Origin of the sequence: Burkholderia sp. MSMB2157WGS (assembly GCF_001532755.1) — a bacterium.
In the GTDB taxonomy this organism is placed as follows: Bacteria; Pseudomonadota; Gammaproteobacteria; order Burkholderiales; family Burkholderiaceae; genus Burkholderia.
Window position 1 is genome coordinate 359,012 of the sequence record NZ_LPJG01000017.1, and the last position, 24,814, is coordinate 383,825.

The 24,814-nt window shown below is 66.7% G+C and carries 24 protein-coding genes and 1 pseudogene; 17 read left to right on the forward strand and 8 right to left on the reverse strand.

Annotation, left to right across the window (positions count from 1 at the left end):
• The first annotated feature begins 13 nt into the window (after positions 1-13).
• The 7 genes and pseudogenes from WT53_RS12645 to WT53_RS12675 form a co-directional block, all read left to right on the forward strand.
• Positions 14-856, forward strand: a complete 843-nt coding sequence (locus WT53_RS12645) for a hypothetical protein (protein WP_034206070.1) — start codon at positions 14-16, stop codon at positions 854-856.
• Positions 853-2,064, forward strand: coding sequence for an acyl-CoA dehydrogenase family protein (locus tag WT53_RS12650; protein WP_060260109.1), 1,212 nt, complete (start codon positions 853-855; stop codon positions 2,062-2,064). Before WT53_RS12645 ends, WT53_RS12650 begins: the two co-directional genes overlap by 4 nt.
• 155 nt (positions 2,065-2,219) lie before the next feature.
• On the forward strand, positions 2,220-3,428 hold the full coding sequence (gene zigA / locus WT53_RS12655) for a zinc metallochaperone GTPase ZigA (RefSeq protein ID WP_179949014.1): 1,209 nt from the start codon (positions 2,220-2,222) through the stop codon (positions 3,426-3,428).
• Between the two features lie 60 nt (positions 3,429-3,488).
• The gene (gene folE2, locus WT53_RS12660; protein WP_179949015.1) at positions 3,489-4,409 is read left to right on the forward strand and encodes a GTP cyclohydrolase FolE2; all 921 of its coding nucleotides are present in this window, start codon (positions 3,489-3,491) and stop codon (positions 4,407-4,409) included.
• On the forward strand, positions 4,403-4,984 hold the full coding sequence (locus tag WT53_RS12665; protein WP_034206074.1) for a 6-carboxytetrahydropterin synthase: 582 nt from the start codon (positions 4,403-4,405) through the stop codon (positions 4,982-4,984). Before folE2 ends, WT53_RS12665 begins: the two co-directional genes overlap by 7 nt.
• On the forward strand, positions 4,981-5,541 hold the full coding sequence (locus WT53_RS12670; RefSeq protein ID WP_034206075.1) for a carbonate dehydratase: 561 nt from the start codon (positions 4,981-4,983) through the stop codon (positions 5,539-5,541). The genes WT53_RS12665 and WT53_RS12670 overlap by 4 nt, the downstream gene beginning before the upstream one ends.
• A gap of 45 nt (positions 5,542-5,586) precedes the next feature.
• Positions 5,587-5,751, forward strand: a pseudogene (locus WT53_RS12675) (dihydroorotase); the annotation flags it as partial.
• Here WT53_RS12675 and WT53_RS12680 read toward each other — a convergent pair.
• Complete coding sequence (locus WT53_RS12680; RefSeq protein ID WP_059780030.1) at positions 5,748-6,212, reverse strand: Lrp/AsnC family transcriptional regulator; 465 nt, start codon at positions 6,210-6,212, stop codon at positions 5,748-5,750. The pseudogene WT53_RS12675 and the gene WT53_RS12680 sit on opposite strands and share 4 nt — an antisense overlap.
• A gap of 166 nt (positions 6,213-6,378) precedes the next feature.
• Between WT53_RS12680 and WT53_RS12685 the strand changes: the two genes are divergently transcribed.
• On the forward strand, positions 6,379-7,005 hold the full coding sequence (locus tag WT53_RS12685; RefSeq protein WP_034206077.1) for a LysE family translocator: 627 nt from the start codon (positions 6,379-6,381) through the stop codon (positions 7,003-7,005).
• 31 nt (positions 7,006-7,036) lie between these two features.
• Here the strand turns inward: WT53_RS12685 and WT53_RS12690 are convergent, their stop codons facing one another.
• Positions 7,037-7,885 carry a helix-turn-helix domain-containing protein gene (locus tag WT53_RS12690; RefSeq protein ID WP_060260116.1) on the reverse strand — a complete coding sequence of 283 codons (849 nt, stop codon included), beginning with the start codon at positions 7,883-7,885 and terminating at the stop codon, positions 7,037-7,039.
• A 199-nt stretch (positions 7,886-8,084) separates the two neighbouring features.
• On the opposite strand from WT53_RS12690, the gene WT53_RS12695 reads away from it, so the two are divergent.
• On the forward strand, positions 8,085-9,038 hold the full coding sequence (locus WT53_RS12695) for a DUF2167 domain-containing protein (protein WP_060260119.1): 954 nt from the start codon (positions 8,085-8,087) through the stop codon (positions 9,036-9,038).
• Positions 9,035-9,760, forward strand: a complete 726-nt coding sequence (locus WT53_RS12700; protein WP_034206080.1) for a site-2 protease family protein — start codon at positions 9,035-9,037, stop codon at positions 9,758-9,760. The genes WT53_RS12695 and WT53_RS12700 overlap by 4 nt, the downstream gene beginning before the upstream one ends.
• 65 nt (positions 9,761-9,825) lie before the next feature.
• Here the strand turns inward: WT53_RS12700 and WT53_RS12705 are convergent, their stop codons facing one another.
• Positions 9,826-11,217: an MFS transporter gene (locus tag WT53_RS12705; RefSeq protein WP_034206081.1), complete on the reverse strand. Its 1,392-nt coding sequence runs from the start codon at positions 11,215-11,217 to the stop codon at positions 9,826-9,828.
• Between the two features lie 238 nt (positions 11,218-11,455).
• Between WT53_RS12705 and WT53_RS12710 the strand changes: the two genes are divergently transcribed.
• A complete protein-coding gene (locus WT53_RS12710) occupies positions 11,456-13,033 on the forward strand; it encodes an aldehyde dehydrogenase (NADP(+)) (protein ID WP_060260123.1) in 1,578 nt (525 codons plus the stop codon).
• A gap of 167 nt (positions 13,034-13,200) precedes the next feature.
• Here WT53_RS12710 and WT53_RS32260 read toward each other — a convergent pair whose 3' ends face one another.
• Positions 13,201-14,175: a DUF2971 domain-containing protein gene (locus tag WT53_RS32260; RefSeq protein ID WP_082727495.1), complete on the reverse strand. Its 975-nt coding sequence runs from the start codon at positions 14,173-14,175 to the stop codon at positions 13,201-13,203.
• A gap of 667 nt (positions 14,176-14,842) precedes the next feature.
• On the opposite strand from WT53_RS32260, the gene WT53_RS12720 reads away from it, so the two are divergent.
• Entirely contained in the window at positions 14,843-15,397 is a 555-nt protein-coding gene (locus WT53_RS12720; RefSeq protein WP_059821796.1) for a hypothetical protein, read from the forward strand.
• A gap of 116 nt (positions 15,398-15,513) precedes the next feature.
• Here the strand turns inward: WT53_RS12720 and kdgD are convergent, their stop codons facing one another.
• Positions 15,514-16,428, reverse strand: coding sequence for a 5-dehydro-4-deoxyglucarate dehydratase (kdgD, locus tag WT53_RS12725; RefSeq protein WP_059821794.1), 915 nt, complete (start codon positions 16,426-16,428; stop codon positions 15,514-15,516).
• A gap of 226 nt (positions 16,429-16,654) precedes the next feature.
• On the opposite strand from kdgD, the gene garD reads away from it, so the two are divergent.
• From garD to WT53_RS12745, 4 genes are all read left to right on the forward strand, one after another.
• Positions 16,655-18,208: a galactarate dehydratase gene (gene garD / locus WT53_RS12730; protein WP_034206086.1), complete on the forward strand. Its 1,554-nt coding sequence runs from the start codon at positions 16,655-16,657 to the stop codon at positions 18,206-18,208.
• A gap of 216 nt (positions 18,209-18,424) precedes the next feature.
• Positions 18,425-18,817, forward strand: coding sequence for a nuclear transport factor 2 family protein (locus WT53_RS12735; RefSeq protein ID WP_034206087.1), 393 nt, complete (start codon positions 18,425-18,427; stop codon positions 18,815-18,817).
• Positions 18,818-18,896: 79 nt separating this feature from the next.
• Positions 18,897-19,352 carry an RbsD/FucU family protein gene (locus tag WT53_RS12740; protein WP_034206088.1) on the forward strand — a complete coding sequence of 152 codons (456 nt, stop codon included), beginning with the start codon at positions 18,897-18,899 and terminating at the stop codon, positions 19,350-19,352.
• Between the two features lie 194 nt (positions 19,353-19,546).
• Positions 19,547-19,984: a DoxX family protein gene (locus tag WT53_RS12745; protein WP_034206089.1), complete on the forward strand. Its 438-nt coding sequence runs from the start codon at positions 19,547-19,549 to the stop codon at positions 19,982-19,984.
• Positions 19,985-20,089: 105 nt separating this feature from the next.
• On the opposite strand, the gene WT53_RS12750 is transcribed toward WT53_RS12745, so the two are convergent.
• Both WT53_RS12750 and WT53_RS12755 read right to left on the reverse strand, forming a co-directional pair.
• Positions 20,090-21,409 (reverse strand): MFS transporter, encoded by a 1,320-nt coding sequence (locus WT53_RS12750; protein ID WP_060260126.1) that lies wholly within the window; start codon positions 21,407-21,409, stop codon positions 20,090-20,092.
• A gap of 325 nt (positions 21,410-21,734) precedes the next feature.
• Positions 21,735-22,913 (reverse strand): branched-chain amino acid ABC transporter substrate-binding protein, encoded by a 1,179-nt coding sequence (locus WT53_RS12755; RefSeq protein ID WP_373558447.1) that lies wholly within the window; start codon positions 22,911-22,913, stop codon positions 21,735-21,737.
• Between the two features lie 587 nt (positions 22,914-23,500).
• On the opposite strand from WT53_RS12755, the gene WT53_RS12760 reads away from it, so the two are divergent.
• Complete coding sequence (locus tag WT53_RS12760; protein ID WP_034206091.1) at positions 23,501-24,295, forward strand: AraC family transcriptional regulator; 795 nt, start codon at positions 23,501-23,503, stop codon at positions 24,293-24,295.
• Positions 24,296-24,373: 78 nt separating this feature from the next.
• Here the strand turns inward: WT53_RS12760 and WT53_RS12765 are convergent, their stop codons facing one another.
• Positions 24,374-24,637 carry a hypothetical protein gene (locus WT53_RS12765; RefSeq protein ID WP_006489463.1) on the reverse strand — a complete coding sequence of 88 codons (264 nt, stop codon included), beginning with the start codon at positions 24,635-24,637 and terminating at the stop codon, positions 24,374-24,376.
• Positions 24,638-24,814 lie beyond the last annotated feature (177 nt).

The following is a 24,814-nucleotide window of genomic DNA, read 5'->3' on the forward strand; positions in this document are numbered from 1 at the left end:
AGAGAGAAAAACGATGACCTTGCCCCTCGGCGCGCCGCGCGAATGGAACGGACAATTCGAGGAAGCGCTGTTTCTCGACGTGGCGCGACGCCATCGTCCGGACTTCCCCGACAAATTGGCGACACCGCCGCGCGAGCCGCGCAACGACGACGAGCTGGCCGCCGTCGCCGACTACTACACGAAGATGGCGTCGCACGACCTGTTCATCGTGCAGGTCGTCGCGAAGGCGATCGACACGCTGTTCCGCGACGATCCGCATTTCCAGCTGATCCTGTCGCGCCAGCTCGGCGACGACGGCGCGCATGCGGCGATCGGCCGCGAGCGCGTGACCGCACTCACCGGGCGCGACCCGCTGCCGGAAGTCGACCGGCTCGTCGCCGCGCACTGGGCGCGCATCGGCGACATCGCGGTGCGCGACGTCGCGGGGTTTCTCGCGTTCGAATGGCATTACGAGCTGCACATCCTCGCGAAGCTGTGGATTCAGCGCAAGACCGGCCGCATCGGCGACAGCGCGATGCGCGAGCACGGCGAGAACCGGATTCGCCCGGACGAGGAGTGGCATCGCGTGCAGATCGTCCAGTGGTGGTTCGACACGTTACAGGCGCTGCCGGCCGCCGAGCGCGACGCGCTGATCGATCGCGTGATCGCGGCCGACGAGGAAACCCAGGCGCGACTCGACGGCTACCTGCACGACGAGTACGCGCACACCGCGCTGGTGTTCGGCGCGGATATCGCGGAATATCGTGCGATCTACGACGACTGGCGGCGCGAGATCCTGTCGCGGCTGACCGGCCGCCGGCTCGGCGCGCTCGTACCGCTGTCGGGCGAAACCGCTGAACAGGAAGCCGTCGCATGAACGATCCACGCCGTCCGGCGACCCTCGCGCCGGATACCGATACGCCGGCCGTCGACCGCGCCGCGCTCGCGCGCGCGATCGACGCACTGCGCGCGAGCGCCGCCGAGCGCGACCGCGCGGGCGGTCATGCGGCGCAGGAGAAGCAGTGGCTCGCCGATGCGGGCCTGCTGACGCTCGCGGTGCCGCGCGCATTCGGCGGTCAGGAAGCGGCGTGGCCCGCGATCTACGACGTCATTCGGCAGGTCGCGCGGGTCGACAGCGCGCTCGCGCATCTCGTCGGGTTCCAGTGCCTGCAAGTGGTGAGCGTCGACGTGTGGGGCAGCGCCGCGCAGCGCGAGCGCTACCTGCGCGGCACGGTCGACGAGCGCTGGTGGTGGGGCAACGCGGTCAATCCGCTCGACACGCGGCTCGTGGCCACGGCGACGCCCGACGGCGGCTACCGGCTCGACGGCGTGAAGGGCTTCTGCTCCGGCACGCGCGGCTCGCAGCGGATGACGGTGTCCGCGCACGATCCGAGCACCGGCCGGACCGTGTTCGGCGTGGTGCCGACCGATCGGGTGGGGATCGCGGTCGACGAGGATTGGGACCCGATCGGCCAGCGCCAGACCGACAGCGGCAGCGTGCGCTTCGCCGGCGTGGCGCTCGCGGCGGACGAGGTGCTGCATCGTTCCGAGACGCCGCCAACGCCGCGCGCGACGCTGCGCACGCTCGTGTCGCAGCTCGTGCTGACGAACCTGTTCGTCGGCCTGGCGGAAGGCGCGCTGGACGAGGCGCGCGACTACGTGCGGCAGCATGGCCGCCCGTGGATTCACTCGAACGTCGAGCGGGCCGAAGACGATCCGTACACGCTCCAGCGCTTCGGCGACATGCGCGTGCGCGCGATTGCCGCGGCCGCGCTGGCCGATCGCGCGGCCGACGCGTTGCAGCACGCGTGGGCGCGGCAGGATGCGCTGACGGCCGACGAACGCGCCGAAGTCGCGCTCGCGGTATCGGAAGCGAAGATCGTCGCGCAGCGCGCGGCGCTCGACAACGGCGAGGCGCTGTTCGATGCGTGCGGCGCGCGCGCGACGGCCGCATCGCTCGGCCTCGACCGCTTCTGGCGGAATGCGCGCACGCATACGCTGCACGATCCGCTCGACTACCGGCTGCGCGACGTGGGCCGGTTCGCGCTCACCGCGGAATTGCCGCCCGCGTCGCTCTATACGTGATACGCAGCGCGGCGGCACCGGCACGGCGCCGCGTGCTGCTGCTTTCGCTGTTGCCGCATCGACGAGCCGGCCTGCTGGACGTCCGAAATGATATGTTATATCGTAGCGATACAATATATCATTTCATCCCCAACGTCCCGTTCCGGAATTGCCCGATGAGTCCCGCCCTTCACCCGTCCACGCGGCTTCCCGTGACCGTCCTGTCCGGCTTTCTCGGCGCCGGCAAGACGACGCTGCTCAACCACATCCTCAACAATCGCGAGGGCCGTCGCGTCGCGGTGATCGTCAACGACATGTCCGAGGTCAACATCGACGCCGCGCTCGTGCGCGACGGCGGCGCGGGGCTGTCGCGCACCGACGAGAAGCTGGTCGAGATGAGCAACGGCTGCATCTGCTGCACGCTGCGCGAGGATCTGCTGATCGAGGTCGACCGGCTCGCGCGCGAAGGGCGCTTCGATCAGCTCGTGATCGAATCGACCGGCATCTCGGAGCCGCTACCGGTGGCCGAGACGTTCACGTTCGAAGGCGAGGACGGCCGCAGTCTCGGCGAAGTCGCGCGGCTCGACACGATGGTGACGGTGGTCGACGCGTTCAATTTCCTGCGCGACTACGCGTCGCGCGACAGCCTGCAATCGCGCGGCGAGTCGATGGGCGACGAGGACGCGCGCACGGTCGTCGATCTGCTGATCGACCAGATCGAGTTCTGCGACGTACTCGTGATCAACAAGATCGACCTGATCGACGACAGCGCGCGAGAGCGGCTCGTCGCACTGCTGCGCGGGCTGAACCCGCGAGCGCGGATCGAGATCGCCGAATTCGGGAAGGTGCCGCTCGAACGTGTGCTCGACACGGGCCTGTTCGACTTCGACGCGGCGTCGCGCGCGCCGGGCTGGCTGCAGGAGCTGCGTGGTACGCACACGCCGGAGACCGACGAATACGGCATTCGCAGCTTCGTCTATCGCGCGCGGCGGCCGTTCCATCCGCAGCGCTTCCTCGATCTCGTCGAAAGCGAATGGCCGGGCGTCGTCCGCTCGAAGGGGTTCTTCTGGCTGGCCACGCATCCGACCGTCGCCGGTTCGTGGTCGCAGGCGGGCGCGGTCGCGCGGCACGGGCCCGCCGGCCACTGGTGGGCGGCGGTGCCGCCCGAGCGCTGGCCGCAGGATCCGGAAGCCGTCGCGCAGATCCGCGCGCGCTGGGACGAGCACGTCGGCGACGCACGGCAGGAACTCGTGCTGATCGGCATGGACATGGACGAGCCGGCGCTGCGCGCGCGCTTCGACGCGTGTCTGCTGACCGACGCCGAGATGGCGACCGGCCCCGAACACTGGACCACGTGGGACAACCCGTTTCGCGACTGGCCCTGACCTGAACGCGCGCTGCCTGCATCGATCCGGATGGAGAAGGCGCTCCACCGGATTCCAGACATGAATGCAGCGCTTCCCGATATTTCCCTGACCGATGCCGCGCCGGGCCCTGGCCCGCTCGAATGGGTCGGCATGCAGGGCATCGATCTGCCCGTCGTCGTGGCGGAACCCGGCTGCCGGCGCGACGTGCATGCGCGTGCCGACGTCCAGGTCGATCTGCCTGCGCCGCGGGTGAAAGGCATCCACATGTCGCGGCTGTACGGGCTGCTCGACGGGCTGGCCGACGGCGAAGCGCTGTCGCCGGCGGGCTTGCAGCGCATGCTGCGCGCGATGATCGACAGCCACCGCGACTGCGATACGCGCAGCGCGCGCGTGCGGCTGCGCTTCGACCTGCTGGCCCGTCGCGCCGCGCTCGTGACCGACGGGCTGGCCGGCTGGAAGGCTTATCCGGTGCAGATCGACGCGACGCTGGCCGGGGAGGCGTTCGCGCTGCGTGCGCAGGCGACGATCGTCTATTCGTCGACGTGCCCGTGCTCGGCCGCGTTGTCGCGGCACTGGGTCGAACAGGCGTTTCTGACGGCGTTCGGCCGCGACGATCGCGTGGAGCCGGCGGCGGTCGCCGCGTGGCTGAAACGGCATGCGACGGCCGCCACGCCGCACAGCCAGCGCAGCGAAGCCGTCGTCGGCGTGGCGCTGCCGGCCGATGGCGCGACACTGGGGCTGATCGACCTCGTCGATCGCGTCGAGCGTGCGCTGGGCACACCGGTGCAGACGGCCGTCAAGCGTGCGGACGAGCAGGCGTTCGCGGTGCTGAACGGCGAGAACCTGATGTTCGTCGAGGATGCCGCGCGCCGCGTGCAGGCCGCGCTGGCGGATCGCCATGCGAGCCCGCGCGTGCACGTGCGCCATCTCGAAAGCCTGCATCCGCACGATGCAGTGGCGTGGGCCGCACCGGTACGCGAAGGGAGCGACGCATGCTGATCCGCAAGCTGTTCCGGTTCGAGAACGCACACGTCGTACGCGGCTGCAGCACGCGACGCTGCTCGCATTCGATCCATGGCCACTCGTACCGTGTCGAGTTGCTGCTCGAAGCGCATGCGCTGGATCACGGGCAGATGATCTACGACTTCGGGCTGCTCAAGGGCGACGTGCGCGAACTGATCGACGCGTTCGACCATGCGGTGACGCTGTGGTCGGACGACGATCCGCGCTACGTCGAAAGCATGCAACTGCATTCGGAGCGCTGGGTGCGGCTGCCGGTGTCGCCGAGCGCCGAGCAGTTCTCGCGCGTGCTGTTCCGGCTCGTCGATGCCGCGTTGTCGGGCACGCCGATGTCGAACGGCGAAGCCGACGTGCGACTGCATTCGGTGATCGTTCACGAAACCGAGACCGGCTACGCACAGTGCTTCCGCGACGATGCATTCAACCCGCGCATGGGCCGCATCGACCTCGACGCGATCGTGTTCGCGCCCGCGATCGTCGCGCAGTGGCGCGATCCGGGTCTGTTCGAGCGGCTCAAGCGCGGTCAGGTTCTTTCCCGGCAGGAATCCTCATGATCCGAAAAAACCCGCGCGGCGACCTGCCGCAGATTCATCCGAACGCGTTCGTCGACCCGACCGCCATCCTGTGCGGGCGCGTGATCGTCGAGGAGAACGTGTTCATCGGCCCGTACGCGGTGATCCGCGCCGACGAGACGGATGCGGACGGCCAGATCGCGCCGATCGTGATCGGTGCGCATTCGAACATCCAGGACGGCGTCGTGATCCATTCGAAATCGGGCGCGAGCGTGACGATCGGCCGGCACACGTCGATCGCGCATCGCGCGATCGTCCACGGGCCGTGCACGGTCGGCGACGGCGTGTTCGTCGGATTCAACAGCGTGCTGTTCAATTGCACGATCGACGACGGCTGCGTGGTGCGCTACAACGCGGTCGTCGACGGCTGCCGCCTGCCGCCGGGCTTCTACGTGCGCTCGACCGAACGCATCGGGCCGGAAACCGACCTCGCCGCGTTGCCGCAAGTGACGCCCGACGCGAGCGATTTCTCCGAGGACGTCGCGCGGACGAACAATGCGCTGGTGCGCGGCTACAAGCACATCCAGAACGAGTTCTGATTGCCGGTGCGCGAGCGGCATCGTCGGGACGCGCTGTGGCAGACCGTCCGCGACGAATGGATCGCGAGCGTGAGCGGCTGGACGCCGTACGACGGATGCGCGGTCACGGGCTGGCCCGTGCATACGGTCGTGCGCGGGCGGGTCGTCGTGCGTGACGGCGAGTTGAACGGCCGGCCGGCCGGGAAGGCCGTGACGTTCCTCGACGCCTAGATCGGCAGCCGCACCGTCTGCTTGATGCGCTTCAGCGGGATCTCGGTTTCGACGTTGCGTACGCCTTCGATCTGCGTGAGCGTTTCCATCTGAAAGCGCTGATAGTCGTCGAGATCCTTCGCGATCACGCGCAGCAGATAGTCGTAGCTGCCGGCCATCAGATGGCATTCGAGCACCTCGGGCGCCCGTTCCATCTCGCGCGCGAAGCGTTCGACCGTCGTCTTGTCCTGGCGCTCCAGCGTCACGCGCACGAATGCCGTGAAGCGCAGCTCGACGGCCGCCGGGTTCAGCAGCGCGACGTAGGCGTCGATCACGCCCTGTTCCTCGAGCAGGTGAACACGGCGCAGGCACGGCGTGGGCGACAGGCCGGCCTGCTGCGCGATGTCGGCGTTCGTCTGGTTCGAATTCTGCTGCAATGCACGCAAAATGCGTCGATCGATCGCGTCCAGTTTGATTGGCATTTTTGGCTACCCACAATATGAGTATTGGAGAATAACTCCAAATTCATGGCCGAAAATAGCCGACTTTGCATCCAATCTCCAACGGAAGTTGCCGATAATCCGACGACTGCCCGAACCCGCGCGCGCGATCCCCGCCCGCCGCGGCGCCACTTTCAGGAGCTTCCCGATGCCGCACGTCGCCTGGTTGCCGTTCATGGCCACCTCCCTTCTGATCATTCTGACGCCGGGCCAGGACATGGTGCTCGTGATGTCGCGCACGCTGTCCGGCGGCACGCGCGCGGGCCTCGTGACCGCCGCGGGCGTCAGCGTCGGGCTGCTCGTGCATACGATGCTCGCGACGCTCGGGCTGGGTGCGCTGCTTCAGGCATCCGAATGGCTGTTCACCGCGCTGAAGGTGATCGGCGCGCTGTACCTGTTGTACCTCGGCATCACGCTGCTGCGTTCGTCGGGCGAATTGACGCTTGCGGGCAACGGCAATGCGCCGGCATCGCGGCTCCGGACGTTCGCGCAAGGCGCGCTGTCCAACGTGTCGAATCCGAAGGTCGCGCTTTTCTATCTGGCGTTCCTGCCGCAATTCGTTCCGGCGGGCGCCCCGCATCCGATGCTGTCGCTGTTCGTGCTCGGCGCGACGTTCGCCGGGCTGACGTTTCTCGTCAAGGGGCCGGTCGCGTTGTTCGCCGGCCTGCTGTCGGCGTCGATCCGCCGCAACCCGCGCATCCTGACGCGCATGCATCGCGTCAGCGGCGTCGTCTTGCTGGCGCTGGGCGTGAAGCTGGCGCTCGAGCGTCGCTGATCGGGGCACGATGCCGGCGCGCCGGCCGGCGTTACGCCGCCGGCAACGCGTCCGCCAACGCCCGCATCGCATCCACCGTGTCCGGATTCGCCGGAAAGAACGCCTCGATCGCCAGTTCCGACAGCGTCACGTCGACCGGCGTGCCGAACACCGTCGTCGTACTGAAGAACGTCAGCTCGCCGCTTGCCGTGCGCAGCCGCAGCGGCACGGCGATCTCCGCGAAATCGGTGCGCGCGTGCGGGGTGTCGGCCTGGCCGGCCGGCGCCGGATACGCGGCGAGTTCGTCGCGCAGCGTATGCAGCGTGCGGTCGCCGCTCGCATCGATCTGCCGCTGCAGCCGATGCAGGATGTGCGCGCGCCATTCGTGCCAGTTGACGATCTGCGACGCGAGACCGTCCGGATGCAGGCTCAACCGCAGCACGTTGACGGGCGGCTGCAGCAGCGCCGGATCGGCCTGCGCGACCAGCGCGCCGAGCATCCGGTTCGCCGCGAGCAGCGTCCAGTGGCGGTCCACCGCAAGCGCCGGGTACGGCTCGTGCCCACGCAGCACGGCTTCGACCGCATGACGCGCCGCATCCAGTTCCGGGTCCGAAAACGGCCGTTCGCGAAACAGCGGCGCAAAGCCGGCCGCGACGAGCAGCGCATTGCGCTCGCGCAGCGGCACGTCGAGGCGTTCGGCGAGATGCAGCACCATCTCGCGGCTCGGCTGCGCGCGGCCCGATTCGACGAAGCTCAGGTGGCGCGCGGATACGTCCGCGTCGAGCGCGAGCGCCATCTGGCTCAGGCGACGGCGTTGCCGCCACGTGCGCAGCAGCGGACCGATGCCGGACGCGCGGCCGGCGGACGGGGAGGGCGAATGGAGGGCGGCGGTCGGGTTCATGGCGCAGATGATAGGCAATCCCGCGCCGCTTTGGCATTACCTGCGAGGTAAGCGCCGCGCCACGCCCACCCCGGCGCGCACGGCCGCTGCGTTACCATAGCCGCCGTGCCACCTGAGAGGCGGCGCCGGACCCGCGACGACAACGCATGGGCCGGCCGCCGCGCACATCGACAACAAGGCATTCCAGGGGAATCCAACAATGAAAAAACTCGCCGTCCGGCTCGCCTGCGTGGCGACGCTCGCACTCGCCGCGACCAGCGGCCACGCGCAGACCGAAGCTGCGCAGGTGGAAATGAGGGCCGCCGCCGCGGCCGCCAACGAAGCGGTCGTGAAGGGGCCGACCGACATCGACGTGAAACACGAAGCCGTGCTGAAGCTGAAGGCCGGCGAATCGTTCGTGCCGGCCGCCGAGGCCGGCCGCTACCTGCGTTCGATGGGCAACGCGATCGACGAATCGAAGCTGGTCGGCCTCGTGCTGCCCGACGATCCCGACGCCGACTGGATCTCGGTCGTGTCGTTCGAGCCGAGCGGCTACATCCGCGACGACGACGCGAAGGACTGGAAGCCCGACGAGCTGCTGAAAAGCCTGCGGGCCGGCACCGAGGCGAACAACCCGGCGCGCAAGGAGCGTGGCCTGCCCGAAACCGAGGTGGTCGGCTGGGCGAAGGCACCCGCATACGACGCGGCCACGCACCGGCTCGTGTGGTCGGCGATCATCCGCGACAAGGGCGCGGCGCCGAATGCCGGCAACGACGGCGTGAACTATCGGACGCTCGTGCTCGGCCGCGACGGCTACCTGTCGCTGACGATGGCGTCGACGCTCGCCGACCTGCCGAAGTACAAGGCATCGGCCGACGCGCTGCTGGCGAACATCAGCTTCAACGACGGCAAGCGCTATGCCGATTTCAACCAGTCGACGGACCACGTCGCCGAGTACGGGCTCGCGGCGCTGATCGTCGGCGTCGGCGCGAAAAAGCTCGGGCTGCTCGCGCTGATCGGCGCGTTCGCGGCGAAGTTCTTCAAGATCGGCGCGGTCGCGCTGCTGGCAGGCGGCGCGGCGCTCAAGCGCTTCTTCGGGCGCAAGCCGAAGGCGGTCGCGGTGCCGGCCGTCGCCGACGCATCCGACGCAGCCGCCACGGAGCGCAAGGAATGACCAAGCTGTTGCTGCTGATCTTCGGCGGCCTGAAGCTCGGCAAGGTGCTCGTATCGGCCGGCACGATGCTCGCGTCGATCGCGGTCTATGCGCTGTTCTATGGCTGGCGCTTCGCGGCCGGTTTCGTCGCATTGCTGCTGGTGCACGAAGCCGGCCATTACGTCGCCGCGCAGCGGCGCGGGCTCGACGTCGGGCTGCCGACCTTCATCCCGTTCGTCGGCGCGTGGATCCAGTTGAAGGAAATGCCGCACGACGCGGAAACGGAGGCATACGTCGGGCTCGCCGGGCCGTTCGTCGGCACGCTCGGCGCACTGGCCTGCTATGCGGCCGCGCGCCACTACGACAGCAACCTGCTGCTCGCGCTGTCGTACACGGGTTTCTTCCTGAATCTCTTCAACATGATTCCGCTGTCGCCGTTCGACGGCGGCCGGATCACCGCGGTGCTGTCGCCGCGCATCTGGTTCGCGGGCGTGCCGGTGCTGATCGCGCTGTTCGTGTATCGGCCGAGCCCGCTGCTGATCGTGATGGCGATCCTCGCGCTGCCGCAACTGAAGCGCGCGTGGCGCTACGATCCCGACGCGCCGGAGAATCGGGTGTACTACGCGACGTCGATCGAGACGAAGACGACCTACGCACTCTGCTACGTCGGCCTGCTCGCGTTCCTCGCGCTGATGACGTCCGGCGTGCACGACATGCTGCGCGTCGTGCATGCGTCGACCTGACGTCGATTCGATGCAAAAAAACGGCGGCCGCTGCTACGCGGCCGCCGTTGCTCGAAGATCGAACCTCACGCGTCGCGATGCCGCAGTTCGACGCGCTTGATGTCCTTCACGATCACGAGATAGCTGAACACGGTGACGAGCGCGTTCAACCCGACGAACACGAGCGCGCCGTTGAACGAGCCGCTCGCGCCGACGAGGTAGCCGATCGCGATCGGCGCGACGATGCCCGCCGTATTGCCGAACATGTTGAACAGGCTGCCCGACAGGCCGATCGCCTCTTTCGGCGCGGTATCCGCGACGACGGCCCAGCCGAGCGAGCCGATCCCCTTGCCGAAGAACGACAGGGCCATCAGCGTGATGACCAGCGCTTCGCTGTCGACGTAGTTGCAGCCGATGATCGCCATCGACAGCGCCATCCCGCCGACGATCGGAATCTTGCGTGCGAGCGTCAGCGACACGCCGCGGCGGATCAGCGCGTCCGACAGCATCCCGCCGAGCACGCCGCCGAGGAACCCGCAGATCGCCGGCAGCGACGTCATGAAGCCGGCCTTCAGCAGCGACATCCCGCGCGCCTGCACGAGGTAGATCGGGAACCACGTGAGGAAGAAGTACGTCAGCACGTTCACGCAGTACTGGCCGAGATAGACGCCGAGCAGCATCCGGTTCGACAGCAGCTGACGCACGTAGTACCAACCCGCCACGCGGCTGCCTTCGGACGCGCCGCCGCTGCCGCGCGCACCGGCCGGCCGGCCCGTCGAGCGCACCAGCCCGCCGCCCTGTTCGATATGCTCGAGTTCCGCGCGGTTTACGCCCGGATGGTCGACCGGATCCTTCATCACGCGCAGCCACAGGAGTGCCAGTGCGATGCCGGCGAGACCGAGCCACAGGTACACGTGGTGCCAGCCGTACGCATGCGTGAGCCACGCCATCAGCGGCGAGAACACGACGGCCGCGAAATACTGCGCGGCGTTGAAGATCGCCGATGCCGTGCCGCGCTCGGCGGTCGGGAACCAGCTCGCGACGACCTTCGCGTTCGCCGGAAACGCGGGCGCTTCCGCGATGCCGACCGCGAAGCGCATCGCGAACAGCGCGGCGACCGCGAACGCGGCGCTGCCGCCGAGGCCGATCGTGCTCTGCAGCAGCGTGAACGCCGACCACAGGAAGATGCTCGCCGCATACACGCGCCGCGCGCCGAAGCGATCGAGCAGCCAGCCGCTCGGCAGTTGCGCGAGCACGTACGCCCAGCTGAATGCCGAGAAGATGTAGCCCATCGTCACCGGATCGATGCCGAACGCCTTGCGGATCGGCGTGCCGGTGATCGACAGCGTCGCGCGGTCCGCGTAGTTGAGCGTCGTGACGACGAACAGCATCGCCAGGATCCAGTAGCGCACGGCGGTTCGACGCGCGGTGCGCGCGAGGTCGAGCGGGAGATCGCGAGGGGAGGTCTGATTGCTCACTTTAAACGTACGTCGTCGTATGACATGAGCGAAAGTTTATTGAGAATGTGCGAATCCAGAAACCTCGGGTTTTCCCTCGAGGATCGTCGTCACAATATGGGAAGACCGGGATTCTCTGGCCCCGCGAGGCGGGCGGGTGTATCGTCGGCGCCTTCGCGGGCGGCGCGATACCGTCGGCAGACATCGTATCTGTTGAGCTACAATGAGCAATCCATTCCCGAACCACGGAGCACACCCCATGCAACTGACAGGAGAGATGCTGATCGGCGCCGAAGCGGTGGCCGGCTCGGCCGGAACCTTGCACGCGTTCGACCCGACGAAGGGCGTGCCGATCGACGTCCCGGCGTTCGGCGTCGCGACGCAGGCCGACGTCGACCGCGCGTGCGAACTCGCACGCGACGCGTTCGACGCGTACCGCACGCAGCCGCTCGCGGCCCGTGCGGCGTTTCTCGACGCGATCGCCGATGAAATCGTCGCGCTCGGCGACGCGCTGATCGAGCGCGCGCATGCCGAAACGGGCCTGCCGGTCGCGCGGCTGCAGGGCGAGCGCGGCCGCACCGTCGGCCAGCTTCGGCTGTTCGCGCGCGTCGTGCGCGACGGGCGCTTCCTCGCCGCGTCGATCGATCCCGCGCAGCCGGCCCGCACGCCGCTGCCGCGTGCGGACCTGCGGCTGCAGAAAATCGCGCTCGGGCCCGTCGCCGTGTTCGGCGCGAGCAATTTCCCGCTCGCGTTCTCGGTGGCCGGCGGCGATACCGCGTCGGCGCTCGCGGCCGGCTGCCCGGTGATCGTGAAGGCGCACGAAGCGCACCTCGGCACGTCCGAGCTGGTCGGCCGTGCGATTCGCGCCGCGGTCGTGAAAACCGGCATGCCGGCCGGCGTGTTCTCGCTGCTGGTCGGCCCCGGCCGCGTGACCGGCGCGGCGCTGGTCAGCCATCCGGCGATCCAGGCCGTCGGTTTCACCGGTTCCCGGCAGGGCGGGATGGCGCTCGTGCAGCTCGCGAACGCGCGCCCGCAACCGATTCCCGTCTATGCGGAAATGAGCAGCATCAACCCCGTCGTGCTGTTTCCGGCCGCGCTGGCCGCGCGCGGCGATGCGATCGCGACGGGCTTCGTCGATTCGCTGACGCTCGGCGTCGGCCAGTTCTGTACCAATCCGGGCCTCGTGCTCGCGATCGACGGCCCCGATCTCGACCGCTTCGAGACGGTCGCCGCGCTGGCGCTCGCGAAGAAGCCGGCCGGCGTGATGCTCACGCGCGGCATCGCCGATGCGTACCGCAACGGTCGCGGCAAGCTCGCCGAGCTGCCCGGCGTGCGCGAAATCGGCGCGGGCGAGGCTGCGCAGACCGACTGCCAGGCGGGCGGCGCGCTGTACGAAGTCGGCGCGCAGGCGTTCCTGGCCGAGCCGGCGTTCAGCCACGAGGTGTTCGGGCCGGCGTCGCTGATCGTGCGCTGCCGCGATCTCGACGAAGTCGCGCGCGTGCTCGACGCGCTCGAAGGCCAGTTGACGGCCACGCTGCAGATCGACGCCGACGACAAGCCGCTCGCGCGCCGGCTGCTGCCGATCCTCGAACGCAAGGCTGGGCGCCTGCTCGTCAACGGCTACCCGACCGGCGTCGAAGTGTGCGATGCGATGGTGCACGGCGGCCCGTTCCCCGCGACGTCGAACCCGTCCGTCACGTCGGTCGGGGCGACCGCGATCGAGCGTTTCCTGCGGCCGGTGTGCTATCAGGACTTCCCGGACGACCTGTTGCCCGAAGGGCTGCGGGAAGGCAATCCGCTGGCGATTCCGCGGCTGCGCGACGGGAAGGCGGAGTGACGTGGCGGGACGACTGAAAGCATCGTTTCGATGACTGACGCTGACACCGGAGTGGATGGGGGGGAACGAAGAAGAGGAAGCGACCGGCGGTCGCTTCCGTTTTTTCGTTCGTCGTGTCACAGGTTGCCGGGAAGGGGGATATGTGCTGTCGGAGGTTGGCTACGGATTCAACCCGTGGACGCCTTATTGATGTCCAGGGCCTCCATACGGAAAACGGACGGCGAGTGCTTCATTTTCTTGACCGGAATACCCTTTTCTTTGCAGATATTCAAGATATCATCCTGATCTTTCTGGCTTATATGCGATCCGAGATAGACTGCCGTCGGGGTCGGCATATCGTAGGCTTGCTCGGATTTCATTACTCCATTTGAAAATATTAATCTCCACTCGCGCTCATACTCCCAATCTGTGGATTTAATTAGGCCGGCTTTGTTTAAGTAAAGGCTGTTGGGTGATTTTTCTGCGAAGTTACTTATATTGTCGGTTGCGTCAAATGGACGCTCGGAATATACTACTGGATACATGAATCTGGAGAGGAAATCTTTCGGCGTTGTATTCTCTAAAGAGTACTCAATGCAGAAACCTTTGTGATAGTCTGCATAGTGTGACCACATTAATGTTGAATCTTTTCGTGCGGAGAATGAGCATACCTTAAATCCATTCTTGAAGGCCTCAGAACTCTTCGATGCCATGTCATGATAGGTCATGGTGTTTATGGCCTTCAGAGCCGCCTTTGCTACCTCGATCTTTTCTGTGGGCATGTCTCTTAGTACTTCATCAAGTAATGCATCTTGCGTGTTATCCGCATTTCGCATGGCGGCCTGAATATCAATCACTCGTTGTGCTGGGAGGTGTTTCGTGAGTCGTTCGATGAGTTCCCGAGGCGGATTTTTGTAAAGATCCTTCGCCATCCTGTCGAAATCCACAAAGACGGAGCAATCGTATGGATCATTAAATGATCGCGGGTCTGCCAGCCATATGGTGTTGTCTCGCAGATTTTTTAGCGAGTGCTTGTTAACGCCTCGATATTTGAAAACCGTCTTCGGTAGATTCTGATGCTTCAGCGTGAACGCCTGTTCGATTCTCAGAGAGGATGCATCAAGCGGGAAAAGCATCTCAACAAATTCGTCAATCCATGACATCTACTTATACCTGTGTGCAGTGAATAATCCCCGTAACCCTATTAGGGTACATGAAACATAGATAAATCTACAGTTCAGCGCAAGGTTAGGCGACCGCTTCGCTTCGGAGAAACATAGCGTAGTGAGGCTCGACGGTTGTTTCTGCAGTCGATAAGCGAAGTCGACGGAAGTACGCGAGGAACTCGTTTCCAAGTGTGAAGTCGCGTAGCGCACACAGTCGGGCGCCGCATTCCAGGTTCGTAGGTAGTCGATCCAAACGGAAGTGCCGGTAAGAATCGTCCGGGCATCCAATTGGTTACGCAGAAGGGCTCCGATGCACGGTTCAGTGCCGCCGAGCCGGCGAGTCGCCGTGTACTTTCGCGCGCAATGAGCGGGGAGCAGCCCTCTCTGACTCGAGCTGACGTTTCGGCAATACCGGTCAATTGCTGCGCTTTGGCAAGCAATGCGTTGTTGATGGATAGGGTTGGCACACTGATGTGCCCCGGAGACTCGAATGCATTGATTTTTCCGTCAGTCGACACAGATATCCACACCCATATCAACCGCGACGCATGTTATCGCTCCCATCTTCCCTGCTACCCCGACCTTCTCTTACAGTAGCGAAGCCGCGGGCCGTTCGGCCCGCAGGCGAGCCTGAGAGATCACAAGACCAACAAGGAACCATCCGATGAATATCAGCAAGCGTGGCGACCACCTGTTCGCAGCCGGGTTGTGGAAAGCGATCGGCGACGTCGCGAAATCGGTCCGTACCCAGATCGGCGAATACAGCGAAGGGCGCGTGCTGGCCGACGCGCTGTTCGCGCTGCAGCGCGAGCTGGGCGGCAGCGAATTCGACGTGACGATCAACCAGGGGCGGCCCGTCGCGGGTGCCGATCCGCATTCGTTGATCTTCGGCAGAGCCGTCGAGCGCTTCAGGTACGACATGCAGGCGGTGGTGTTCGCGCTGAAGCATCGCCGCAGCATCGACGGGCCGAACGGCGCGCAGCGTGCCGACGCGCTCACGCAGGCCAACACGCATCTGGCGACCGCGAAGCAGTATGCGATGTTTACCGTCGGGCGGTTCTTCGATGCGGTCGTCGACCGCGACGTGCTGGAACAGATCATGAGCGCCGAGTCGCCGGCGCGCGGCCGGCCGCTTGCGGCGCGCAAAGGGATCGACGAGACGCAGCGTACGCTCGCGAGCGTGCGGCAGCGGATCATCGGCGCGATCGCGCAGATGTAATGAAGTGGCCGCGCCGGCTCGTCGAGCCGCGCGGCCATCGCGTGATACGGATACGGACGCGTGCGGGAGCCGGCGCGCCGTGCCGATCAAGGCCCCGCGCCGCCGGCGAATCCCGCTTACTGCGGGCCCATCTTCTTGATCAGCACGTCGAGCTCGGCCGCTTCTTCGTCGGTCAGGTCGACGAGCGGTGCGCGCACCGGGCCCGCGTCGTGGCCGACGAGCTTCGCGCCCGCCTTCACGATGCTGACCGCGTAGCCCGCGCGGCGATTGCGGATCTTCAGGTACGGCAGGAAGAATTCGTCGATCAGGCGGCCGACCGTCGCGTGGTCGTCCTTCGCGATCGCTTCGTAGAATTGCATCGCCGTCTTCGGGATGAAGTTGAACACCGCCGACGAGTACACCGGCACGCCGAGCGCCTTGTACGCGGCCGCATAGACTTCGGCCGTCGGCAGGCCGCCGAGGTACGCGAAACGGTCGCCGAGGCGGCGGCGGATCGTGACCATGCTTTCGATTTCGCCAACGCCGTCCTTGAAGCCGATCAGGTTCGGGCAACGGTCGGCGAGGCGCTCGAGCATGTCCGCATTCAGCTTCGAATTCGCGCGGTTGTACACCACGACGCCGATCTTCAGCGCGCGGCAGACCTGCTCGACGTGCTCGGCGATCCCTTCCTGGCTCGCTTCGGTCAGGTAGTGCGGCATCAGCAGCACGCCGCTCGCGCCGAGGCGCTCGGCTTCCTGCGCATATTCGATCGCGACGCGCGTCGCGCCGCCCGCGCCGGCGAGGATCGGCACCTTGCCCTTGCAGGTTTCCGTCGCGACGCGGATCACGTCCGAATACTCGCGCTGCGTGAGCGAGAAGAATTCGCCGGTGCCGCCGGCCGCGAACAGTGCGCTCGCGCCATACGGCGCCAGCCATTCCAGGCGCTCGGCATAGGTGGACGGGCGGAAGCTCCCGTCGGCGTCGAAATCCGTCAGCGGAAACGACAGCAGGCCGTGGGAGATGATCTGTTTGAGTTCTTGCGGTGAAGTCATGGTTGGGTCGTCCGTCTAGCGCGAGTGCGGGGTTCGTCGGTACGGCATCCGGGCCATATTGGCGATGTCGTTGTATGTCATCGTACAACGCAAGAATGAGCGGCGCAAGCGGTTTGCTGGCTGGTCAAGGGTAGGGTCTTTCCGGATAGGGGTTTACGCAGCATCGTCGAATGAGGTTGAATGTCGTATGATGACTAACGATATCGCAGATAGCGCCAGGAATTCCATGACTGCTTCCCCTCTCTACATCCGCGTGCATCCGGACGACAACGTCGCGATCGTCGTCAACGACGGCGGTTTGCCCGCAGGCGCGACGTTCGCCGACGGGCTGACGCTGTGCGAAGGCGTGCCGCAGGGGCACAAGGTCGCGCTCGTCGACCTCGCGGCCGGCGATCCGGTCGTGCGCTACAACGTGGTGATCGGCTACGCGCTGACCGACCTGCGGCGCGGCAGCTGGGTCAACGAGCGCACGATGCGCATGCCCGAGCCGCCGGGCCTCGACGACCTGCCGCTCGCCACGCGTGCCGCACCGCCGCTCGAGCCGCTCGAAGGCTATACGTTCGAGGGCTTTCGCAATGCCGACGGCTCGGTCGGCACGCGCAACATCCTCGCGATCACGACGACCGTGCAGTGCGTGTCGGGCGTCGTCGAGCATGCGGTGAAGCGGATCAAGGACGAACTGCTGCCGCGCTACCCGAACGTCGACGACGTGGTCGGGCTCGAACACACGTACGGCTGCGGCGTCGCGATCGACGCGCCCGACGCCGACATCCCGATCCGCACGCTGCGCAACATCAGCCTGAATCCGAACTTCGGCGGCGAAGTGATGACCGTGAGCCTCGGCTGCGAGAAGCTGCAGCCCGAGCGCCTGCTGCCGCCGGGCGCGATTCCGGTGGCGGCCGACGGCGCGACCGACAACGGCGGCGTGGTGTGCCTGCAGGACGCCGCGCACGTCGGCTTCAACTCGATGATCGATTCGATCATGAAGATGGCCGAATCGCATCTCGAGCGGCTGAACCGCCGCCGTCGCGAAACCTGCCCGGCGTCGGATCTCGTCGTCGGCGTGCAATGCGGCGGCAGCGACGCGTTCTCGGGGCTCACCGCGAATCCGGCGGTCGGCTTCGCGGCCGACCTGCTCGTGCGCGCGGGCGCGACGATCATGTTCTCGGAGGTGACCGAAGTGCGCGACGGCGTCGCGCAGCTCACGTCGCGCGCGGCGAACGAGGACGTCGCGCGCGAGATCATCCGCGAGATGGACTGGTACGACCGTTACCTGCAGCGCGGCCGCGTCGACCGCAGCGCGAACACGACGCCGGGCAACAAGAAGGGCGGCCTGTCGAACATCGTCGAGAAGGCGATGGGGTCGATCGTGAAGTCGGGCAGCGCGCCGATCGCCGGCGTCGTGCGCCCCGGCGATCGCGCGCGGCAAAAGGGGCTGCTGTACGCGGCGACTCCCGCGAGCGATTTCATCTGCGGCACGCTGCAGCTCGCGGCAGGGATGAACCTGCACATTTTCACGACCGGCCGCGGCACGCCGTACGGCCTCGCGCAGGTGCCGGTGATCAAGGTCGCGACGCGCAGCGATCTCGCACGCCGCTGGCACGACCTGATGGATCTCGACGCGGGGCAGATCGCGACCGGTGCGGCGACGATCGAGGACACGGGCTGGGCGCTGTTCCGGCTGATGCTCGACGTCGCCAGCGGCAAGCGCCGCACGTGGGCCGAGCAATGGAAGCTCGCGAATGCGCTGACGCTGTTCAATCCGGCGCCGGTGACTTGACGCGCGCGTGGGTGGCGGCAAGACGATGCGGGCGCCTTCGGGCGCCCGTTTTCGTTGCGATGCACGTGGCGATCGGGCGCGGGCATGCGGCACGTGGCCGGCGCGATTTCCTTACCTCCCGCGTAATCGACCGCCCCCGCCGGCCGGGCGACGATAGCGGCACGCGGACACGAAACGTCCGCGACAACGTCAGTCACCGACACAAGGAGTCTCGCCATGAACACCGCTCAATCCGCATCGTCCGTTCACGCCGATCTGATCGACCGCTACTTCGCCGCCTGGAACGAACCCGACGTCGTGCGCCGCCGCGCGTTGATCGATGCGACGTACGCGAGCGACGCGGCCTATCGCGATCCGCTGATGGCCGGCGACGGCCACGCGGGCATCGACACGATGATCGCCACCGTGCAGCAACGTTTCCCCGCATACCGCTTCCGGCGTACGACCGACGTCGACGCGTTCGGCCAGCACCTGCGATTCTCGTGGGCGCTCGTGTCGCCCGACGGCGCGGCGATCGTGAAGGGCTCGGACTTCGGCACCGTCGACGCGTCGGGCCGCCTCGCATCGGTCACGGGTTTCATCGACGAAATGCCGGCCGCGGCTTCGTGACCTGAACGATGTACGCACCGCGGTCGCCGGGATCGGGTAACGTTATGCGATTCGTTCCTGAACCCGGAGACTAGCCCACATGTTGAAGAATCTCGATCCGCTGCTGCACGCCGACATCCTGCACACGCTGCGCGCGATGGGCCACGGCGACGAAATCGCGATCTGCGATGCGAATTTCCCCGCGGAATCCGTCGCGGAGCACACGGTGGTCGGCCGTGCGCTGCGGATCGACGGCGCCGATTCGGCGCGCGTCGTGCGCGCGGTGCTGTCCGTGCTGCCGCTCGACACGTTCGTCGACACGCCCGCGTGGCGGATGGAAGTCGTCGGCGATGCTGCCGCGGTGCCGCCCGTGCAGCGCGAAGTGCAGGCCGAGATCGACCGCGCGGAGGGGCGTTCAGTGCCGCTCACCGGCGTCGAGCGTTTCGCGTTCTACGAGCGCGCGCAGCAGGCATATGCGGTGATCGTGACCGGCGAACAGCGCGGCTACGGCTGCTTCATCTTCAAGAAGGGCGTGCTGTTGAGCGACGCGGGCTAAACGCGTTTTTCGGCGCGCCGGGGCTGCCGGCGCCGCCGCCGCGGTGTAAAGATTTGCTACAACCTTTTTCTTGGACACCGCGAAAAGACCCTCTATGCTGGCCCATTTGCCGCGCGCCCTTCCGGGGCCGCGCGGCGCCGAACCGCACGGGCGCGCCCGGCGTGGGCGGCCGAATTGCATACGAGGAGAGAGGCATGACGCGTACCGTCGATTCCGGCGTCATTTTTTTCGCACGCCTGGCGCTGGCGGCGTTGTTCTTGTGGGGCGGCATCATGAAGCTGCTCGGCTACGGCGATTTCGTCGCGTATCTGCACACGATGAACGTGCCCTATCAACAGGTCGTCGCGCCGATCGTCGTCGCGATCGAGGGGCTGGGCGGCCTGCTGTTGATCGTCGGCTACAAGGTCCGGCCGCTCGCGTTGCTGATGGCGGTCTACACGATCGCGACCGCGATGGTCGGGCACAATTTCTGGGACGCGACCAACGCGGCCGTCCAGCACGACATGGTGATTCACTTCTGGAAGAACGTCGCGATTTCCGGCGGCTTCCTGCTGCTGTTCGTCACCGGCGCCGGCGGCGCGAGCATCGACGCGTTGCGTCGGCCGAGTTCGTCGTACGGCGTGCTGCGTTGAACTGACCGGATGCGCGCCGCTACGCGCAGGCAAGTCAAAAGGGCCGAATCCCGCACGCCGCGGGATTCGGCCCTTCGTTCATCCAGCGGGCGCGGGCGCCGGCGCTCAGTGCGTGCCCTTCACGTCCTTCACGTCCTTCGCATCCTTCGAGAACTGCACGGCGATCGCGCCGAGCACGCAGATCGCCGCGACGTACACGACCGGTGCGAGCGGATTCGACTTCATCATCAGCGACACGATCACCGGCGTGAGGCCGCCGAAGATCGCATACGCGACGTTGTACGAGAACGAGATGCCCGAGAAGCGCACAACGGCCGGGAAGCTCTTCACCATCACGAACGGCACCGCGCCGATCGTGCCGACCATGAAGCCCGCGATCCCGTAGTAGAGCGGCAGCGTCGACGCATCGGCCGCGACCTGCGCGAACAGCAGGTAGTAGCACGCGGCCAGCCCGATGCCGCCGATGCCGAGCACGCGCTTCGCGCCGATCCAGCCCGCGAGCGAACCCGCGGCGATGCAGCCGGCCGTCAGGCACAGCGTCGCGACGCTGTTCGCGAACAGCGTCGTCGCCGGCGTCAGGTGGAACTGCTTCTGCAGCAGCGCGGGCGTCATCAGGATCACGACGACGATCGCGGCCGACAGCATCCACGTGAGCAGCATCGACACGATCACCGCGCGGCCGTGATCGCGCAATACGGCCTTCAGCGGAATCTCGGCCGCGAGCGCCTTCTTCGCCTTCATCTCGGCGAACACCGGCGTTTCGTGCAGCCAGCGGCGCAGGTACACGGAGAACAGCCCGAACACGCCGCCGAGCAGGAACGGGATGCGCCACGCGAACGCGCCGACTTCGGCCGTCGAGTAGCGGCTGTTGATGCCGGCCGCGACGAGCGAGCCGAGCAGGATGCCGGCCGTCAGGCCCGCGGTCAGCGTGCCGCATGCGTAGCCGATATGGCGCGACGGCACGTGCTCGGACACGAACACCCACGCGCCCGGCACTTCGCCGCCGACCGCCGCGCCCTGCAGCACGCGGAACAGCAGCAGCAACACCGGCGCGAGGATGCCGATCGTGTCGTAGGTGGGCAGCATGCCCATCAGCAGCGTCGGCACCGACATCATCAGCACGCTCAGTGTGAACATCCGCTTGCGGCCGAACAGGTCGCCGAAGTGCGCCATGATCACGCCGCCGAGCGGGCGCGCGAGATAGCCGGCCGCGAAGATGCCGAACGTCTGCAACTGGCGCAGCCAGTCGGGAATGTCGTGCGGGAAGAAGAGTTGTCCTATCGCCGGCGCGAAGAACACGAAGATGATGAAGTCGTAGAACTCGAGGGCGCCGCCGAGTGCGGCAAGGCCAAGGGTCTTGTAGTCGCTGCGCGTGAGCGCGCGTTCGGCGGCGCGAGGCACGCCGCTCAATTCGGAAGCTTGCATGGTCAGGACGATCGGTTTTCGAATGTTGTTGTCGGTGCTGCGTCTCCAGGGCCCGCTATCGGCATGGACTGACAAGGCGCGGCTTGCGTCGTCGAAGCATGCCGCGTGCCGGGTGAGGCACGCGACACGCGCCGCCGCACCGGGATGGGGCACGGCGGAGACGAGGCGTCAAAGCGGGTGGGGGGATTCTACAGGAGCGCGAAATGCCTGCACGCGGGCGCGCGCCGAGAACGGCTTCGGACCATGCAGCCGAAGCGCGCGCGGCGCGGGCGGCGCGTGCGGCCGGCGAGCCGCCAGTGCGCCGCGCGAGGCAGGGCCCGCGTAATCAGTTGCCGGCGATCGTATCGACCGGCTTGAACGCGCCGCGCTCGACCTTGTAGATCGTCACCGGCGCATCCTTCAGGTCGCCCTTCGAGTCGTACGCGATGCTCGCGGCCGACACGCCCTTGATCGACACCTTGCCGAGGTACGGCGTATACACCTTCGGATCGGTCGAATTCGCTTCCTTCATCGCGGTGAGCAGCGCGATCGTGCCGTCGTACGAGTACGGCGAATACGTGATCACGTCTTCGTTGAAGCGCGCCTTGTAGCGTGCCGCGTAGCCGGAGAAGCCCGGCATCTTTTCCTTCGGCAGCCCGCCCATGTAGACGATCGCGCCTTCGGCCGCGTCGCCGCCGACCTTCAGGAACGTCGGCGAGCGCGACATCTCGCCCGTCACGAACGCCGACTTCATCCCGAGCTGGCGCATCTTGCGGATCATCGGCGACGATTGCGCGTCGCCGCCGCCGTAGAAGACCGCGTCCGGATTCACGCCCTTCAGGTTGGTCAGGATCGCCGAGAAATCGAGCGCCTTGTCGTTCGTGAAGTCGCGCTTGACGATCGTGCCGCCGGCCGCTTCCACGGCCTTCGCGAATTCGTCGGCGATGCCCTGGCCGTAGGCCGTGCGGTCGTCGATGATCGCGATGCGCTTGAAGCGCAGCGTCTTCACCGCATACGTGCCGACGATGCGGCCGGCCTGCGCGTCGCTCGTCAGCAGCCGGTAGGTGGTCTTGTAGCCGCGCGCCGTGTATTGCGGCGACGTCGCCATCGAGATCTGCGGCAGCCCCGCGCGATCGTACAGGTCGGACGCGGGGATGCTGGTGCCCGAGTTGAAGTGGCCGATGATCCCGCGGACGTTGTCGTCGATCAGCCGCTGCGCGACGGTCGTGCCGGTGCGCGGGTCGGCCTGGTCGTCCTGCGAGTCGAGCTGAAACGTGACCGGCTTGCCGCCGATCGTCGGATGCGTCGCGTTGAAATCGGCGATCGCGAGCTGCACGCCCTTCTGCATGTCCGTGCCGTAATTCGACTGCGGGCCGGTCAGCGGTGCGGCGAAACCGATCTTGACGACGTCGGCGGCGACGGCGTGCGCGCCCGACAGTGCGCAGGCGGCGGCCAGCGCGACGTGCGATACCTTCAGCTTCACTTTCACTTCCCCTTGATGGCGTGGTTGGGCCGCCGCCGGCATGCGGGCCGGCGCCGGTAAACCGGGCGAGACGTATCGGTCCGCAGGCCGACGTGCAGGCCGTGCGTGCTTGTCGCGTGCTGCGCGCGCTGTGCCGGAATCGGCGTGCGCGGCGGCGGATGCGGTGGGCCGCGCGTGCCGATTGCGGCAGCGGCGGGATGTCGTCTCGTGACCGTGAAGCGAAGTCTAGGTAACGAAAATGCGTGCGTCTTGCGCGTTCGATGCGTGGCTGGCGACGATATCGGCATATCGTCGATAACGCTGATATATGCCGAAATCGTCATGACGAATGCGCAAACCCGCCAAGACGCGGGTCGTCGGCATTTTTAGGATGACGGATTCGGGAGCGTGGCGCCGGCGTGTCGATGCGCTGCGGCGGCGGTAGCGGCGGGAACGGCTGCCGGCCGCACACCTGCCGCGTAATGGCGTAGTAGTGGTTGCGCGCGCAACCTGTCCCGCTGACCGATGCAACCGGCCGGGACACACGACGCAACCGGCCGCCGTCTTGCCTGCCCCGCGTTCGGCGCGACGCGATCGAAGGGGCGCTCCTATAATCGACGCCATCTGCCACTCGCTTCGCGGTTGCCGGGATGACGACCTTGCTTGCCGTACCGCCCATGAGCCTGTCCGATACGTTGCGCCACCAGCCCGACAACGCCGATCTCAGTGCGATGCTCGCGCATTTCCGCCTGCTCGAACCGGTATTCGATGCGCTGCCGGATGTCGCGTTCTTCGTGAAGGATGCGAGCGGCCGCTACGCGCTCGTCAATCGCACGCTGGCGATGCGCTGCGGTTACAAGGACAAGCGCGACCTGCTCGGCAAGACGGCCGACGAGGTGTTTCCGCGCCGCTTCGGCCGGAGTTACTTCGAACAGGACATGGCGACGATCAATGCCGGCCAGCAGTTGATGGACCAGCTCGAGCTGCACCTGTATCCGGGCCGCCAGCCGGGCTGGTGCCTGACCTGCAAGGAGCCGCTGCGCGACGCCGCGGGCCGGGTGGTCGGCCTCGCGGGCATCTCGCGCGACCTGAAGGCGCACGAGGGATCGCACCCGGCGTACAGCCGGCTCGCCGATGTGGTCCAGCACATCCAGGATCACTACGTGCAGCCGCTGAACCTGAAGCAGCTCGCGCAGATGGCCGGGATGTCGGTCGCGCAGCTCGAACGCTACTTCCACAAGGTGTTCCACCTGACGCCGCGCCAGGTGCTGCTGAAGACGCGGCTCGACGCGGCCACCGCGCTGCTGGTCACCCACGACAAGGTGACCGACGTGGCCGCGCTATGCGGCTACACGGATCACAGCGCGTTCACGCGCCAGTTCAAGGCGACGGTCGGCGTGACGCCGACGGAATACCGGCTGATGCTGCAGGAACGTGCGGGGTGACGCCACTCGCCGGCGTGGCCGGCGGGTCGCGGGGCTCGGGGGCGGGCGGGAAACGAAGGGAAGGGGGAAAGCGGCGGCTCAGCGGTAGCCGAGCCCTTTCAGGACGGCCGTGCCGTCTTCGGTCAGCCGGAAGCTCGGGGCCGTATCGGGGTCGAGCTTGACCATTTCGACGAGGCCGGCTTCCTGCAGCGCGGGCAATTCGGGTTTGGCGTTCGCGCCGATCGGTGCATGCAGCAGCACGAGCAACGTCGCGATTTCATGATGACTGAGCAGGCGGCGCAGCATCGTCTTCTTTGCAGGGGGCGCGGCCGGGCGGCCCGCGGGTGCTTCTACGGCGCTCATCGCTTTCCTCCTTTTCAAGATAACCATCGGGTACTGGTTGCGGATGGTGCCGTCGAAGACTTAAGCGATTCTTAAAACCGTGGCGGGCGACGCAATGCTGCACTGCGGCGTGGGTTACTGGATGTAACGTCGGACGACGCGCGGCTTCCGGCATGAGCGCGGGCCGGCCGCGCCGGC